We start from the raw sequence: 15,721 nt of genomic DNA on the forward strand, positions 1-15,721 counted from the left end.
CCCTTAATAAGGGGGGAACTGGAAGCACTCAAAGTCCCCCTTCTTAAGGGGGATTTAGGGGGATCGAGACTCGACAAAAAGCGACATTTATTATGGGCTTCAGTCTTAAGTTGACACCAATGAGCACGGTGGCGTGTCCCACCAGGAGATATTTTAAGAAATTGTATTAGCTCAATAACTCACCATTGACAATTAGCAAATAGAAATAAATCTTTGATTAAACTTAACTGTTGCGATCGGATAATCTGTCAAAATAAGAGCAAAAAAATTTGTTACGTATAAAGAAAGTATAAAATTTAGGCTAAAATTGCCAAAAGGTGTTTAAACCTAATAACTGATGGCTCATTTTAAAACGCAATGGATACAGCTAACTTTCCCTGGTTAACAACAACAATTCTGTTTCCCATTGCTGCGTCCTTGCTGATTCCTTTAATTCCTGATAAGGATGGCAAGACGGTGCGGTGGTATGCCCTAATTGTGGGTTTGATCGATTTTGCCCTACTTGTTTACGCTTTTTACACTCAGTACGACTTCAGCAATCCAGATTTGCAACTGGTAGAAAGCTATACTTGGGTGCAGCAACTCGATTTGAATTGGTCTGTGGGTGCTGACGGTTTATCGATGCCGCTGATTTTGCTCACAGGCTTTATTACTACGCTGGCTACTTTAGCAGCTTGGCCAGTCACATTTAAACCGAAGCTTTTTTACTTTTTGATGCTGACAATGTACGGCGGCCAAATCGCAGTTTTTGCCGTGCAGGATATGTTGCTGTTTTTCCTGGTTTGGGAACTGGAATTAGTCCCGATTTACCTGATTTTGTCAATCTGGGGCGGCAAGAAGCGCCTCTACGCAGCAACTAAGTTTATCCTTTACACCGCAGGCGGTTCGCTGTTTATTTTGCTTGGCGGGCTGACGATGGCGTTTTACGGCGATACGGTGACTTTCGATATGCGGGCGATCGCAGCTAAAGATTACGCCCCCAATGTAGAATTGCTCCTGTACACAGGTTTCTTGATAGCTTACGGCGTCAAACTGCCAATTTTTCCGCTGCACACTTGGCTCCCTGACGCTCACGGGGAAGCAACCGCACCCGCCCATATGTTGCTAGCAGGAATTCTGCTAAAAATGGGCGGTTACGCTTTACTGCGGATGAATGCGGGAATGCTCCCCGATGCTCACGCTACCTTCGCACCCATCTTGGTAATTTTGGGTGTGGTAAATATTGTTTACGCCGCATTAACTTCTTTTGCTCAGCGAAATTTGAAGCGGAAAATTGCTTATTCTTCAATTTCGCACATGGGGTTTGTGCTGATTGGGATAGCTTCGTTTACCGATTTGGGAACTAGCGGTGCAATGCTGCAAATGGTTTCTCACGGTTTAATCGGGGCGAGTTTGTTCTTCATGGTGGGTTGCACTTACGATCGCACTCACACGCTCATGCTCGACGAAATGGGCGGTGTAGGGCAGAAAATGCGTAAGGTTTTTGCAATGTGGACTGCTTGTTCTATGGCTTCTTTGGCTTTGCCGGGAATGAGCGGTTTTGTAGCAGAATTAATGGTGTTTGTGGGTTTTGCAACGAGCGATGCTTACAATCCTGTGTTTAAGGTTTGCGTGGTATTTCTAGCTGCTGTCGGGGTGATTTTGACTCCCATTTACCTGCTGTCGATGCTGCGGGAGATTTTCTACGGCCCTGAGAATAAGGAATTGTCGGAACACGAGGAATTGGTGGATGCAGAACCGCGAGAAGTGTTTATTATTGCGGCTCTGTTAGTGCCGATTATTGGCATTGGTTTGTATCCGAAAATTCTGACTCAGGTTTATGATGCGACTACTGTACAGTTGACTGCAAAGTTGCGTGATTCTGTGCCGTCGTTGGTTGCTAAGGCTGCTGCGGATAAAACTGTGTCTCTGCGTGCTCCGGCGATCGAGCCGAGCAAGTTGTGATTTAAACTGGATTTAGGAATAAAACCCCCAAACCCTTTTAAGGATAAGGTTTGGGGGTTTTATATTTTTTAAGGGCTGGAGCTTGTCTATTAGAGGTTCGCGTCAATTTGCGATGATGTTATCTTTGAGATGTTCAGTCTTAACAATTTCATACTCAAAGAGAATGACAGAATATAATATTCCAAAGCATTATGTCCAGCCACTTTATCTCAACGTTTTACACGGTAACTTTTTACGACGGATTGACAAAGAAGATGTAGATGCGTTTGTGGACTCGACAAGAGTTGCTCTATATGAAGTAACTGACAAACAACTGATCCATATGTATAACCGTTGTTGGAGACATACAATTACTGCAAGTTGGCTTTGTGGAATTGGGCGCTTTCCACAACATCTCAATAAAATTGAAACTTTGCTGAGTCCAAGTCAAACTTGTTATGCAGGACAATTTCATTGTTTTGCATTAGCTCGTTTTGACGGTGCTGAGTCGGTAAGAGTTTTGCGATCGTATCTCGACACCTATTTACCCGTTGGCGATCGACAATACGACCAAGAATGGGCTATTGGAGCCTTACGGTGGTTAGATCGCAGGCATGGAACAGATTATGCACAGGTTTATCTAAAAAACTCCGATAATTGGAAACTTAGATATCTAGACCACGAGTATGGGACACTAAGGCCAGAGGAAGGAATTCTCCACTTTCAAAAGGTTATGGATTTTGTAGACAAGTATTTCCCAGAATTTGCGGCGTAGATAGCTCGACTTCCTACATATCGATTTGCCTGAAAGAAGCGATAATAAATAAGATGCCATTTTGATTGTAAAAGTGTGCTAACTATGACTGAGTTACTTGAGCGTGCGATCGCTAGGTTAAAAACCTTGTCTGCAAGTGAGCAAGATGCGTTAGCGAAGCTTGCAGAAGAGGATCGCCTCAATGATTTTGGAAGAACTTCAAGACGATCTAAGATGCGATCGAGCATTTTCCCGTTCTCCCGATGTTCTTGCCAAACTTGCAGCCTCCGCAATGGCTGAGTATCACGCAGGTAAAACCCAAGAACTCGATCCAGAAACATCGTGAAGTAGTGAGCTATCATATCCATATCGATCGGATATTATAGCTATGAGAGATTGCTCATGAAGATTAAGGCGATTATCTGGCAAGAAGATGGCGTATGGTGTGGCTCAGTTCCAGCACTTCCAGGTTGTCACACCTGGGGAGAGAGTTATGAACAGTTGTTAGAGATGCTAGAAGATGCTGTTCAGGGTTGGCTTGAAGTCGCCAGTCAGCAAAATGAACTTGCGCCCGATAAACAGTTAATTGAGTTATCTCTATAAAATCTGTTTCTGGCAAAGCACTCTGCAAATTAGTCTTAATTGTTCTTTTTCGCGAGACAAATATGCTATAATTAAAGGTGTTAGATTTTGCTTAAAAATTAAGCTATTTGAGTTTAACTTTATGAGAACGTTCACTGCGGTTGTTGAGAAAGACCATGAAACTGCTTTGTATGTAGGCTATGTTCCCGGTTTCCCTGGAGCGCATTCTCAAGGAGAAACTTTAGACGAACTACAAGCGAACCTGCGTGAAGTGATCGAGATGCTGTTGGAAGATGAGCATCTAGCTTTCAATGCAGAGTTTGTTGGTACTCAGCAAATTGTAGTTGCGTAGGTTATGAGCAATATTCCTGTTTTGAAGCCCCAAGAGATTGTTCGCATCTTAGAAAATCTTGGGTTTGTCGAGGTTCGTCAGAAGGGTTCGCACAAGCAGTTTCGTCATGAAGATGGTCGAGGAACGACTGTTCCATTTCATAAAGGTCGCGATATTTCTCCGAGATTGCTACGACAGATTGCAGGTGACATTGAATTGACCGTGGAAGAGTTTTTAGAGTCTTGGTAAAATATAAGGGAATACTAACCAAACTGCAACTCATGCTAAAAACCATCGAAGGCATTTATCAGAATGGGCAGATAGTGAGCTATCATATCCATAACAAGAGTAAGAATTATAAAAAAGAGGGAATGTATGCAAACAATCCTTTTGAGTCGTGAAGAAGTCGCTCGTCGTGCGAAACAGTTGTATGAGAGCACCATCCGCCAAAAAATTGAATTAGAAGAGAATATTGGCAAGATGGTCATCATTGATATAGAAACAGGCGACTATAAAGTTGATGAAAATGGCTTACACGCTGCTGATTACCTGAGTGCGAAAAATCCTAATGCTCGACTCTTTGGTATCCGTATTGGATATAACGTTGCTGCATCTATAGGTGGTGTCATGGAGCGTGTGTCTAAGTGATTTCAGGTATTGTGGTTGATGGACACGCAATTATTACTGTGCCATTTCGTATTCCGAATCGATCGGACATCCCGATCGAGTTTGTGATAGATACAGGATTTACGGATCAGATTTGTTTACCACCCGAAGCAGTTGCTCTGCTCGGTCTTCCGTTTAGATATGATTTGCCCGTGAATTTAGCTGATAATAGCGAAGTTATACTGCCAGTTCATAAAGCTATTATTCTTTGGAACGGAGAGGAACGAGAGATTCGTGTATTTGCTACAGGACGGCGACCTCTAGTTGGGACTGCTCTTTTGGATGAACATGAGCTTGTGGTTCAGTTTACTGAGGGGGGGTTAGTGACGATTGATGAGTTGTAGTTTCCAACGCTCGATCGCAATACCCAATACTTCAAAATTACCCTTTGGTCGATCGCTCTTTAATTCACTAATTATGATTCAAGACTTATCCTAAGTGGGAGCATACGCTCCATCATCTACAATTGAGTGAGGGGGAGTATTCTCTATGGAGCTTTATACTGAGGCATTTTTATGTTGAACGTCACAGTTGACGAAATTCAGCGCGATCCTTCAAAGTATCTGCGTCAAGTGGAGGCAGGTGCAACTTTTGTTATCCTGCAAGCAGATAAGCCGATCGCCGAACTCAGACCTATTTCTAGCAGCAAGCAATTACGACCATTTGGTTTGTGTGCAGGCGAGTTTACTGTTCCAGATGATTTCGATGATCCTTTGTCGGAAGATATCCTCAGTGCATTTGAAGGTAAATGAAGATTCTGCTAGATACGCACATCTTTTTATGGTTCATCAGTGGTGATGCCCAGTTATCAACAGATGTTCGAGATGCAATTCGCGATCCAGATAATGAGGTATATTTGAGTGCAGTTTCAGTCTGGGAAGCAATTGTCAAGTACCAGTTGGGTAAGTTACCTCTGCCGGAGCATCCCGAAACATATTTACCCAAACAGCGCGATCTTCATCAAATTGTCAGTCTTTCTCTTGATGAAAGTAGCGTAGCTCAACTGGCTAAACTGCCACCATTACATCGCGATCCTTTTGACAGAATGCTTATCTGTCAAGCTTTAGAGAATGGTCTGACTATTGCGACAGTTGATGGGGCAATTCGTGCCTACTCGGTCAGCGTTATGTAGCAGTTCACGCTTATTTGCCGTCGCACAACTTCATGGCGCCATTCACGATCGCAATACTCAATACCCAATACTTCAAAATTACCAGTGGGTCGATCGCCCTTCAATTCTGTACGATCGCTCTCTTAATTTCTATCCTTATTGTTCTGCCAAGAGTGCGATTTTTGTCAAGGGCGATCGCGCTTCTAAGATTCTTACTGCTTCAGATCGAGCAGTTGGCGGTAATTGACACCCCGATCGATTGTTGTACCGCCTCAGATTGTTTGAGGGCTGCACTGAACGCGAAGTGGTTAAGATTCAGCAGCGATCGGGAATCCTGAAATTGTCTGTTGCCGAATGGGGATCTGAATCACAAACTCAGTGCCAGAGCCAAGTGTAGAAAAACACTTGATTTTACCGCGATGTTTTTCAGTAATGATGTGATAACTAATCGACATTCCCAAACCCGTACCTTTACCCATGGGTTTGGTGGTGAAAAAGGGGTCAAAAATGCGCTGCTTCACTCGGTCTGGCATACCGATTCCGTTGTCAGCGATCGCAACCTCCACCCATTGATGGTCAATCGCAGAAGTCCGAATCGTAATCTGGTTCGGGGTGTCTTTAAGCTCCTGATAAGAGCGTTTGGTATTCCTGTCATCTAGGGCATCCAGGGCATTAACCAAAATATTCATGAATACCTGATTGAGTTGTCCGGGGAAACATTCCACCTTGGGCAAAGTGCCATAGTCTTTGATTACTACCACGCCAGGACACTCTGGTTTATCTTTGAGCCGGTGTTGCAAAATCAGCAATGTACTTTCAATTCCCTCATGAATATCAACATCTTTGAAGTCTGCTTCATCCATGCGAGAAAAGTTTCGCAACGAGAGGACAATACCGCGAATTCGCTGGGTTCCTACCCTTAGAGATGAAATTATCTTTGGGATATCTTCAGTGAGGAATTCCAAATCGATTTCCTCTGCCATTGCTTGCACGTCTGGATCGTTGCTGGGATGGCGCTGTTGATAGAGTTCTATCATCTGCAGCAGATTTTTGGTATATTCGTCCAGGTAGGTGAGATTACCGTGGATGAAGTTGACCGGGTTATTGATTTCATGGGCAATTCCCGCAACCAACTGCCCCAAGCTAGACATTTTTTCGCTTTGGATAACTTGCATCTGGGCTTTTTTCAGTTCGTTTAGGGTTGTTTCCAGTTCTTTAGCTTGCGCGGTTGAGGAAATTGCTAGTTCTTCGATCGCAGCAACCTGGGGCAGACTTGTCCAGCAAGCAATTGCCACTCCCACAAATGCCAGCGTCATCAACACAATAATCAGCAGATAGGGATTGTTGGTTCCGGCTTCTACCCGCAGCCAGGAGCGGATGAGCCAACTGATCGTCGCTGCACCACAAATCAGCGCAATCAAAATGCCTACCTGAAGCACCACAAAGTATTCGTGTTTAGGAGGAGTTACTGGCTTGGTATGGAGTCTATCCCACCACGGTAAGTGCAAAGATGCCCAAGGAATCCGCAGAATTGCAGCGTCGAGCGCTATCACTGCTAACGGCAACAGCAACCCGATGCCAAAATCCATCCCTCCCCAGGCAACACCACCCACCACCAGGGAAATGAACTCCACCACCAGCAATGCTAAGGATACTCGCCCCCAACGCACGACTGGATCGTTGCGCTGCATCCACAGCCCCAAGTGCAACCCCATGATAGAAATGAATAAACTCACCCCTGACACCACGACAATTCGAGTGGTGTTGCCCCATACTAAAAATCCTAAACTACAGATAAAGCTTAGCAACAGCGCGGGTTCTAGGGCACCCCGACGGGACGCTGCGCCAAACACAGGAGACAACAGCCCATCCTGCGCGAGTTGGAAAAGGATGCGGGGTGTATTGCAAACGCTAGTCGCAGATCCCAACAAACAGGTAGCCGCAACCAGCAATGTGACTATGACAGGGGCAGCGTCTCCCCAGAAAGGCTTGGCAGCTACCAAGAAATTGCCGTACAAATTGCCTTCTAAACCGGGAACGGTTCCCAACTGCACCAATACTAAACTGCCACCCAAAAACACCAGAGGCATGAACCACGCAACCCAAGACAGCGCCTTGAGGGTGTCTTTTGGGTGGAGACTGTCTGCTACAAAGGATGAAGCTGTATCACAGCCATAGAAGCTATAAGCGGCAAACAAGTACCATTTCAGCCAGTCCTGGACACTGAGGGCATCAATGCTGCTGGGCAAGAGTCCGGGGCTTTGGGGCGAAAAGGCAAGCCAGCCTAAACCCTGAACGCAAAAGAGGAGTAAAAAGCCGATCGAAGGAAAGACAAAAAAGAGGTGCAGAATGGCGACGGCGCGGGTGCCACTGAATGCTACAAAGTAAGCGATCGCAGTAAAACCGATCTCAAACACTTTTTCTGGAATATTCAGCCCCATCGGGTCTAAATGGAATTGAATCAAATTTGTGATGACGATCGCATTAATGGGCGGAAAGGAAACCCATCCCAAGTAGTAGGCAATCCCCAAATAGCGGGAAAGGGCAGGGTAACGATGGAGCAATCGCGTGATGTAATTTGGTGTTCCCCCAGATACATCTGGATATTTCTCACCCAAACTCTGAACTTGAAGGTTAAACAGAATTCCGACGATCACACCAGGAATCCAGACCAACAGAGATGCAGAGCCAATTTCTGCTTGCATCGACGGCGCTAAGGTAAACCACATCAGATATCCAACCACACTCAACCCCCAAGTTTCGGCAGAGGACATGGTGCGCCGGAGGCGATTCAGAAATGGCACACGATCTATTTCCATAAAAAGTAGATAGGGGTAATCCTATAGTGATACAATAGCAATTTTTACAGTCAATAAAAAACAAATACCTAGTGTTTCGTTCTAGGGATGAAAATTCTAAGCTCGATCGGATGTAGCGGTGAAAGATTGAGACAATGAGTTAAGGTTGCTAGCGATCGCCCTCTCGATCGCACCAACTCATTGGAACTGATATCTTGCACCAGTTGCAATAACCCTTTCACGGGCGGGTTCTCCTGCCCACCCCACAAAAAAATTCACTTACTTTTTGTGGAACAGGTCGAAAAGCCTGTTAAGCGAGAAGGGTGCAATATTTCAGTTGAAACGGACTCAATAGAGTCTTTTCACTTTGTTTAATGTGCCGTTAGCTAGCGAGCGCGATCGCAATACCAATACTTTAAAAATACCAGTAGATCGCTCTTTAATTCGGTGCGTTAGCGAAGCCCTCGAAGAGGATCGCTCTCGGTGTTTCTAGCGTTAAGTTTATTGGTGGGTGTTCTGCATCAAGTTGGATGGAGACATTTTTACACTTGGCAAATGATTTTTTGTCGCGGAAAGCTGTGCAACCATTTGTGCACGAGACGAAACCTCAAGCTTACGGAACATTCGCTTCAAAGCTTGCTTCACTGAATTCTCAGTAATCCAAAGTTCCCTCCCGATTTCTGCGTTGGTTCGCCCCAAAGCAACCAATTCGGCAATTTGCAATTCACGAGGCGTTAGGCGTGAGGTTTTGAAAGGTTGGTGTTGCGATTCCCTACGGGATAGCTTCGCCGCGCGTACTGTTGCAGCCCAAACAGACAAATGCAAACAGATCGCACTCAAATCGGCTAGATTTTCTGTATCGAAAGCGGGCATTGACCGATCGCGCGTACAACCCACTACACCCATTAATTGACCGCGACTGACAATCGGCCCCGCCATCACGTGCCAATGATCGGGTCGGGGACAAATTATTGTCCAAACCTTGGGAGATGCCACCAATGCTTCATGGACAGGAGCGTGACGCTCCACTAGATAACGTACAACAGGATTATGTTCGATTGATAGTCCAATTTGCAATGTTTTCTGAAGATTGCTATCTACCAAGGGCAGTTGATCGAAGAAAAATATTCCCGATCGTTTAGCTGCAAAATACTCACCGATTTTAGGCAGGACGTGCGATCGCAAATCTTGTTCGTCCTTTACGTGGTCGATCGCTTCAAATAAAAGCTGCAAGGGACTTGTCATGGTCATGGCGTCAACCGATTTTAGATTTTAGATTTTAGATTTTAGATTTTAGATTTTAGAATTGACCCCACGGATGAATTCGGGGGCTTGTAACCAAATTGCTTGATTGTCAAAAAGAGTACCCGATCGAGGTCTAGAAGCATTGCAATACTCGAATTATATTACCCTTGTAATCTCAAAAGCAACTTGACATGACAACAAGTTTGGAAACCGATCGCGATCGCACTCCCACACCTTGGATACAGATCGGCTTTTATGTGACATCAATCATCTTTAATCTCTGCTTGATTGCTCAGTTATTAACGGTTGGAGTTGCCTACTTCAATAATCCTGCATGGTGGAATATTCATGTTTGGCTAGTGCGAGGGTACAGTGGGCTGTCATTAGTATTACTGGGATGGTCATTTATCGCCCCATTCTCACGCAGAATACGACATCTCGCCGCAAGTTTGCCAGTGCTGCTTGGACTACAATTTGCCAGCATTCATCTCAAAAGTCCTCTTCACCTAGAGGTACTCCATCCTCTAATTGGATTTACGTTACTCTATGTTTCTTCAAGCCTTGTACATCGCATATGGCGCACTTTATCGCCCACAAACTATCAGAACAATCAAATTTGAGAGGTAGAAATGACGCAAGATACAATTTTCAGTCCCTTCTTTGCAACAGTGTTTCTAACACTCTTAGTCTGGGTGTATATGTACATCCGCCGTATCAGTTTTATCACCAGTAGAAAGCTCACCCCGAATGAACTTGCTATACCGGGTACACTGGCACAAATTTCGCCACCAAGCGTATCCAATCCATCGGATAACCTAAAAAACCTGTTCGAGATTCCGGTACTTTTCTATGCGCTTGTCCTATACCTGTTCATCACAAAGCAGGTGGATACAGTGTATGTGAACGCCGCGTGGGTCTTCGTTGTGTTTCGCACATTGCATAGTGCTGTCCATTGCACATTCAATCTCATCATACTTCGGTTCTACCTCTACCTATTTGCCACGCTCGCGGTGTGGTTCATCGCGATCCGCGCAGCACTTATCCACTTTGGCACAATTGATTAACCTCGCTCAAATGAGCTAGAAGTTATCAACAGTCAGCGAACAATGAGCGTGCAGCCGAAAGCCCGCCCTGTTTCTGCGTGTGTGTTCGGGGTCTTGCGGGGCCGTCTGCGACTGAACCGATTCGTTAGCTGGCGATCGCAATACCCAATACTTTAAAAATACCAGTAGCTCGATCGCCCTTCAATGAGCGTGCGATCGCTCTCTTAGTTTCTAGCCTGATTATTCAGCGAAGAGTCCGATCTTTGTCAAGGGCGATCGCACGATCGCAAGTTTTGATTCGATCGGGTTCTTATAGGCAAAAAACCTAGCAAGAAAACCCCCCAATTAGGTTTAAAAATGGGGTTTGGGGAAATTCCTTGAGGCCCAGAAGCATTTTCATCCGGCTGATATCGTTACCGATCGCGATCTTGGGCGGAATTTTCCCATGTGGATGAACCGTGGATTGCAGCAGCCCAGGAACCGCCAGAGCAACGAACCCCTCAACTCCAGGAAGCGATTCGCATCGCAATATCGACGTTGTGTAGAAGTTCTCACCACATTTCCCTGCAGATGAATTTGTGGATTCTTATGTGCGGGAATCAGCGACGATTTCTTGATTTTGGTTGGATTTGGTAATGAATTATAAGCGGAGTGATAGTTAGGAAAATCGCAATGATTCATGGCGAATTGCTCAAAGTCATTCTCTATAGTGAAATGAAGGAAGCAAAGGCAGAAAAGGACAAAGGAAAAAGGACAAAAAAAGTTACACCATCAATAAGCGGGAGTGCAGTAGCTCCGGTTGTCCAAACAGGGGTGGAAGCGGGACAGGGCAATTAATCCGCCCTGTCGTCTAGTCGTTGATGTAAGCCACAATTGACATCCTTGCCAGCCCACGTTACTTTAAATGTATGTCGTGATTGATATCATATCCGGTCGATTCACCCTCCTATCAGTGACGGGGTGGGTTTACTCCTTGCCGCTACCCGCCTGAAACCCCAAGGAATTTCCCCGCAAATCTGGGAACGCTACGACAGTTTATATCAACAGTGGTGGAACCTCCAGCAGCAGTGCGACAGTAGCGCCTCCCCCCCCAGACAACCGTTCCTCCAACGACGACAGCCGCAGCATAGCTGTTTCCTCCCCCACCACCTCCACCCCCCACGACCCAAAATTCCGCTTCGAGCAAAAAGTCCAACCCATCCGCTACCAGGAGATTCAGGCATTAGTCAACGAACAAACCGTACTTATCGAGTGGTACTTTACCTCTAAAGGTATCCCACACAAGCTAAATATTGAGGAATAATCATTATGACAATCAATGAGATTGAAGATGGAGAAAAAGAGATGCTTGCTCAAGAAACCGATTGGGAGGATGAGATTGATGATGAGAATTCAGAAAATGATGAAGATGAAGAAGAAATAGAACTTTTTGATCCCACAAAAATTAGAGTTAAGACAAAACAGATGACAATGGATCTTCTTCTCAAAAGAATTAAGCATGAGGAAATTAATTTAGCTCCAGATTTTCAACGCAATCCAAATATTTGGAACCGTAAAGCCCAAAGTCGTCTAATTGAATCTTTGTTAATTCGTATTCCCCTTCCCGCATTTTATATAGATGCAACGGATGATACTCAATGGTTGATTATAGATGGATTACAAAGAATTAGTACCTTTAAAAGTTTTATTTTAGATCGGGAACTTAAATTAACTGGATTAGAATTTCTGAGTAATGAACTAGATAATAAAACTTACAACCAATTATCGCGTGATTATCAACGGAGAATAGATGAAACAGAATTAACCCTTTATTTAATTGAACCCGGAACACCTGATGAAGTTAAATATAGAATTTTTCAAAGAATTAATACGGGTGGATTGCCATTAAACAATCAAGAGCTTCGTCAAGCAATCAATCCCGGTCAGGCTAATAAAATTTTGAAAAATTTAGCTAGTCTTTCTGAATTTAAAAGAGTAACTAATCTGAGTAAAAATAGAAAAAACCGTCTAGACGATCATGAATTTGTCCTCGGTTTCATTGCTTTTAGACTAACTAAATATCAAGATTATCCAACAAAGAAAGGTCGAAATTATTTTTTACATGAAGCAATGAAAAAACTCAATAAAATTGATAAAAATTTAGAAAAAAAACTTGAACAGCAGTTCATTATAGGAATGAAAGCAGCTTATAATATTTTTGGAGAAGATACTTTTCGTAAAATTTTAAATAATTCTTCTAAAAAATCTCCTGTTAATAAAGCTTTATTTGAGTGTTGGTCGGTTGCATTAAGCCAATTAAATGAACAAGAAATTGAAACATTAATTAATAAAAAAGAAAAATTAAAAGAACTTTTTATCCAAAAAATGGAAAGTGATCCTGATTTTCTCAAATCTATTTCTCAAGCAGCTAATAAAGTCCAATACCGCTTTTCTAAAATTAACAAAATGATCGAGGAAGTTTTATCATGCTCAAATCCTTAACCTTAAAAAACTTTAAACCTTTTGAAAATCAATCTTTTGAGTTAAGAGCATTAACGTTGCTTTCTGGTTTAAATAGTAGCGGAAAATCTAGCTTATTACAATCATTATTATTACTTCGTCAATCTTATCAACAAAAATTATTACCTGATATTGGATTGGCGTTGAACGGTGATTTAGTATGTATTGGAACGGCTCAAGATGCTTTATTTGAAGGAGCAGAAGAAGACATTATAACTTTTGAACTAGACCATGATAACACCTTAAATAAATGGGTCTTTAACTATGATGATTATGATGCTGATGTTATTAAAAAATATTCAGATCCTGAAGTTTCTGATAATATTTATCAATCAAGTCTTTTTACTGATAATTTTTGCTATCTTCAAGCCGAAAGAATCTCTCCTAAACCCTACTTTGAAACGTCATATTTTCAAGTTAAACAGCATAAAAAAATAGGTAATAAGGGAGAGTTTGCTCCTCATTTTCTTTCTATTTATGAAGATGAAGAAATTGCCAATAAAAATCTAGCACATCCCGAACAAAATTTACTTAATTTAAAACTTCAAGTTGAAGCTTGGATCGGAGAAATTAGCCCAGGAACACGAATTGAGATAGAATCTTATCCAAGAGTGGATATTGTTAGTTTACAATATTTTTATGGACTCAGTAAACGCTATCGTTCAACCAATGTAGGTTTCGGAATTACTTATACTTTGCCCATTTTGATTGCTTTGCTATCCGCGACCCCTGACACGCTAATTTTACTCGAAAATCCTGAAGCGCATTTACATCCAAAAGGACAATCAAAAATGGGTGAATTGTTAGCATTAGCGGCAAGTTGTGGTGTTCAAATTATTGTTGAAACTCATAGCGATCACATTTTGAATGGGATTCGTCTAGCGGTTCGTAGGGGCGTTAAACCTGAAGATATTCAATTACATTACTTTGATCGATATTTACAAAAAGATCAAGCCATTACTAAAATAATATCACCTCGTATTTATCAAGATGGAGGAATTGATAAATGGCCAGATGGATTTTTTGATCAAGCTGAAAAAGATTTAATGGAGTTACTCTAAATGCAGTTTGTGATTAATGAATGTTCTTTTATTGGTCAAGCTAAAGATTATTTTGAAGCTGATGAATTGATCGTAAAGTTATACAAACTTATTAAAGAAATAGAACCCATTACAGGGGATAATCCTATACAAACTTATAGTAACTTTTCAAATCAAAAACTGGCTCAAAATTTAACTATTCATGAATGGTTATTTCAAACACTTAACTCTAATGATGAAAAGAAAAGAACAGTTGCTAAGTTTTTTTTACGAATTATTAGGAAGGGGCCGTTTATAGATTTACAAGATAATTTTAAAAAAATTATTGCATCTCATAAATGTTACTTAAACAAGCAAGATTTATCCACAAGTTCCTTATTGTGCGTTGCTTATTTACAAGAAAAATTAATTAGTTTACAAAATGCTCCTGATTTTGCGTCAGAAGATCTTCATGTTGAATTTGGTATTTATCAATCTTTAAAAATTATTAAAATTCATAACTTAACAACCGTTGAACAAGCGAAAAAAATACGACCTATTTATAAATTGAATCCGAAACATCATCACCAAGCTAAAGGAAATTCACAAAAACCCCATACTCCGATGGATTTAACGGATAAAGAAGCTCAAAAAATTTTAGATAATTCTATCGAATGTAGTAGTGAAAATAGCAATAGACGTTATGGATATCATCGAGAAAAAGATCGGTATTATATATTTCATCCAGACAACGCCCCTAATCAAGAGGGTTATTTCACTTATCATGGATTTCCACTTGAGGAAACGCAAGTTCCCGATCTCATTAGAAATCAACTATTAAGATGAATGTCTCACATTACCAGAAATCTTTAACCTGCGCTTCCGGCCATGTCGCCTAGTTGCCCTATCTGTCTGTGAAACGGGTATCACCGATATTAGCACTACCAGCGATGAGTATCTCAGCATTCTGGCCGGGTTTTTCTTTGCAGTTGCTCGCAATGTCTTAGGCACATTCTGGGCGGTGAATGATGTCTCGACGGCTATTTTTAGGATTCATTTTTACGAATAGTTCATCAATAGATAAATCTAATAAAGATATTGCTAAACTGATTCAAAACAGTTAATATCATGATTGTTACCAACAGACTAATAAACGTTATCAATAAAACTCTGAAGTTTCGAGAAATGGGGGTTGAGTTATATCCTCACGGAAAAATGCCAGACATTGTAGTTCACTAGGAACAAATCGTGGCACCTTCACTCACCCTTTACCCCTTTCTCCTTTCAACCTTAAAAACATCCTCAATACTTTTCCCTGCCGTTTTCTCCTCCCACCCCATCGCCATCAAAAAACTCTCAGCAGACTGAGTTTCCACCACATCCACCCCCCATTCTCCCGGTTGCAGCGCCTCAGCATCGCTAGTCAATGGCGGAGTCTTCTTCAATCCCGCTAAAATCAAAATATCAGGAAAAGAATCATCAGTTTTCCCCTGACTCATCCGCTTATCCACCAAACTTTGAGCGCAAAATTCTCCCACTTGAGGCGGAGAAAAAGCATTAGTAGAAAATAAAACTTCTACCATCCAATGACCGTGATTTAATTGACGACACTTAATCTCAGGATATTGACTTAAACCCTCAGCAAATACCCGAGTAAATTCTTCCCTACTTAAGGTGGGAAAAACACCCTCGGGCAGATCAAAATTATGAGAAAGCAACATCCGCCCCGTTCGCGATTCAGTCATACTTT

22 protein-coding genes and 1 pseudogene are annotated in these 15,721 nt (G+C 42.3%); 18 read left to right on the top strand and 5 right to left on the bottom strand.

Annotated elements, in window-relative coordinates:
- Positions 1-357 precede the first annotated feature (357 nt).
- From ndhD1 to QUA78_RS01615, 11 genes are all read left to right on the top strand, one after another.
- On the top strand, positions 358-1,944 hold the full coding sequence (gene ndhD1, locus QUA78_RS01565; RefSeq protein WP_445302442.1) for a photosynthetic/respiratory NAD(P)H-quinone oxidoreductase subunit D1: 1,587 nt from the start codon (positions 358-360) through the stop codon (positions 1,942-1,944).
- A 163-nt stretch (positions 1,945-2,107) separates the two neighbouring features.
- Positions 2,108-2,698, top strand: coding sequence for a DUF6000 family protein (locus tag QUA78_RS01570; RefSeq protein WP_333303792.1), 591 nt, complete (start codon positions 2,108-2,110; stop codon positions 2,696-2,698).
- Between the two features lie 181 nt (positions 2,699-2,879).
- Complete coding sequence (locus tag QUA78_RS01575) at positions 2,880-3,023, top strand: hypothetical protein (protein ID WP_333032458.1); 144 nt, start codon at positions 2,880-2,882, stop codon at positions 3,021-3,023.
- A 56-nt stretch (positions 3,024-3,079) separates the two neighbouring features.
- Positions 3,080-3,280 (top strand): type II toxin-antitoxin system HicB family antitoxin, encoded by a 201-nt coding sequence (locus QUA78_RS01580; RefSeq protein WP_106146251.1) that lies wholly within the window; start codon positions 3,080-3,082, stop codon positions 3,278-3,280.
- Positions 3,281-3,401: 121 nt separating this feature from the next.
- Positions 3,402-3,611, top strand: a complete 210-nt coding sequence (locus QUA78_RS01585; protein ID WP_333303793.1) for a type II toxin-antitoxin system HicB family antitoxin — start codon at positions 3,402-3,404, stop codon at positions 3,609-3,611.
- A gap of 3 nt (positions 3,612-3,614) precedes the next feature.
- Complete coding sequence (locus QUA78_RS01590; protein WP_333303794.1) at positions 3,615-3,839, top strand: type II toxin-antitoxin system HicA family toxin; 225 nt, start codon at positions 3,615-3,617, stop codon at positions 3,837-3,839.
- A 126-nt stretch (positions 3,840-3,965) separates the two neighbouring features.
- The gene (locus tag QUA78_RS01595; RefSeq protein ID WP_333303795.1) at positions 3,966-4,238 is read left to right on the top strand and encodes a hypothetical protein; all 273 of its coding nucleotides are present in this window, start codon (positions 3,966-3,968) and stop codon (positions 4,236-4,238) included.
- 11 nt (positions 4,239-4,249) lie between these two features.
- Complete coding sequence (locus QUA78_RS01600; RefSeq protein WP_333303796.1) at positions 4,250-4,600, top strand: clan AA aspartic protease; 351 nt, start codon at positions 4,250-4,252, stop codon at positions 4,598-4,600.
- A 171-nt stretch (positions 4,601-4,771) separates the two neighbouring features.
- A complete protein-coding gene (locus QUA78_RS01605) occupies positions 4,772-5,008 on the top strand; it encodes a type II toxin-antitoxin system Phd/YefM family antitoxin (protein ID WP_333303797.1) in 237 nt (78 codons plus the stop codon).
- Complete coding sequence (locus QUA78_RS01610) at positions 5,005-5,388, top strand: type II toxin-antitoxin system VapC family toxin (RefSeq protein WP_190663897.1); 384 nt, start codon at positions 5,005-5,007, stop codon at positions 5,386-5,388. The genes QUA78_RS01605 and QUA78_RS01610 overlap by 4 nt, the downstream gene beginning before the upstream one ends.
- Complete coding sequence (locus tag QUA78_RS01615) at positions 5,363-5,614, top strand: hypothetical protein (RefSeq protein WP_333303798.1); 252 nt, start codon at positions 5,363-5,365, stop codon at positions 5,612-5,614. The genes QUA78_RS01610 and QUA78_RS01615 overlap by 26 nt, the downstream gene beginning before the upstream one ends.
- A 61-nt stretch (positions 5,615-5,675) precedes the next feature.
- Here QUA78_RS01615 and QUA78_RS01620 read toward each other — a convergent pair whose 3' ends face one another.
- The 3 genes from QUA78_RS01620 to QUA78_RS01630 form a co-directional block, all read right to left on the bottom strand.
- Positions 5,676-8,171, bottom strand: coding sequence for an ATP-binding protein (locus QUA78_RS01620; protein WP_445302443.1), 2,496 nt, complete (start codon positions 8,169-8,171; stop codon positions 5,676-5,678).
- Positions 8,172-8,254: 83 nt separating this feature from the next.
- Positions 8,255-8,407 carry a hypothetical protein gene (locus QUA78_RS01625; protein ID WP_333303800.1) on the bottom strand — a complete coding sequence of 51 codons (153 nt, stop codon included), beginning with the start codon at positions 8,405-8,407 and terminating at the stop codon, positions 8,255-8,257.
- A gap of 259 nt (positions 8,408-8,666) precedes the next feature.
- Positions 8,667-9,410 carry a LuxR C-terminal-related transcriptional regulator gene (locus QUA78_RS01630; RefSeq protein WP_333398515.1) on the bottom strand — a complete coding sequence of 248 codons (744 nt, stop codon included), beginning with the start codon at positions 9,408-9,410 and terminating at the stop codon, positions 8,667-8,669.
- Between the two features lie 191 nt (positions 9,411-9,601).
- Here QUA78_RS01630 and QUA78_RS01635 point away from each other — a divergent pair, with 191 nt between their 5' ends.
- From QUA78_RS01635 to QUA78_RS01645, 3 genes are all read left to right on the top strand, one after another.
- A complete protein-coding gene (locus tag QUA78_RS01635; protein WP_333303802.1) occupies positions 9,602-10,030 on the top strand; it encodes a DUF6220 domain-containing protein in 429 nt (142 codons plus the stop codon).
- 9 nt (positions 10,031-10,039) lie between these two features.
- Entirely contained in the window at positions 10,040-10,474 is a 435-nt protein-coding gene (locus QUA78_RS01640; RefSeq protein WP_333303803.1) for an MAPEG family protein, read from the top strand.
- A gap of 651 nt (positions 10,475-11,125) precedes the next feature.
- Positions 11,126-11,290, top strand: coding sequence for a hypothetical protein (locus QUA78_RS01645; RefSeq protein WP_333303804.1), 165 nt, complete (start codon positions 11,126-11,128; stop codon positions 11,288-11,290).
- 198 nt (positions 11,291-11,488) lie between these two features.
- On the opposite strand, the gene QUA78_RS01650 is transcribed toward QUA78_RS01645, so the two are convergent.
- Positions 11,489-11,653, bottom strand: a complete 165-nt coding sequence (locus tag QUA78_RS01650) for a hypothetical protein (protein WP_333303805.1) — start codon at positions 11,651-11,653, stop codon at positions 11,489-11,491.
- Between the two features lie 108 nt (positions 11,654-11,761).
- Between QUA78_RS01650 and QUA78_RS01655 the strand changes: the two genes are divergently transcribed.
- The 4 genes and pseudogenes from QUA78_RS01655 to QUA78_RS32745 all read left to right on the top strand — a co-directional run.
- Positions 11,762-12,934, top strand: coding sequence for a DUF262 domain-containing protein (locus QUA78_RS01655; protein ID WP_333303806.1), 1,173 nt, complete (start codon positions 11,762-11,764; stop codon positions 12,932-12,934).
- The gene (locus QUA78_RS01660) at positions 12,919-14,013 is read left to right on the top strand and encodes a DUF3696 domain-containing protein (protein ID WP_333303808.1); all 1,095 of its coding nucleotides are present in this window, start codon (positions 12,919-12,921) and stop codon (positions 14,011-14,013) included. The genes QUA78_RS01655 and QUA78_RS01660 overlap by 16 nt, the downstream gene beginning before the upstream one ends.
- Positions 14,014-14,817: a hypothetical protein gene (locus QUA78_RS01665; RefSeq protein ID WP_333303809.1), complete on the top strand. Its 804-nt coding sequence runs from the start codon at positions 14,014-14,016 to the stop codon at positions 14,815-14,817. It begins immediately after the preceding gene.
- 10 nt (positions 14,818-14,827) lie between these two features.
- Positions 14,828-15,040 (top strand): annotated as a pseudogene (locus QUA78_RS32745) (CHAT domain-containing protein); the annotation flags it as partial.
- 199 nt (positions 15,041-15,239) lie between these two features.
- Here the strand turns inward: QUA78_RS32745 and QUA78_RS01670 are convergent.
- Entirely contained in the window at positions 15,240-15,716 is a 477-nt protein-coding gene (locus tag QUA78_RS01670; RefSeq protein ID WP_333303810.1) for a DUF2656 domain-containing protein, read from the bottom strand.
- Positions 15,717-15,721 lie beyond the last annotated feature (5 nt).

Origin of the sequence: Microcoleus sp. K4-B3 (assembly GCF_036704615.1) — a bacterium.
Taxonomy (GTDB): Bacteria; Cyanobacteriota; Cyanobacteriia; order Cyanobacteriales; family Microcoleaceae; genus Microcoleus.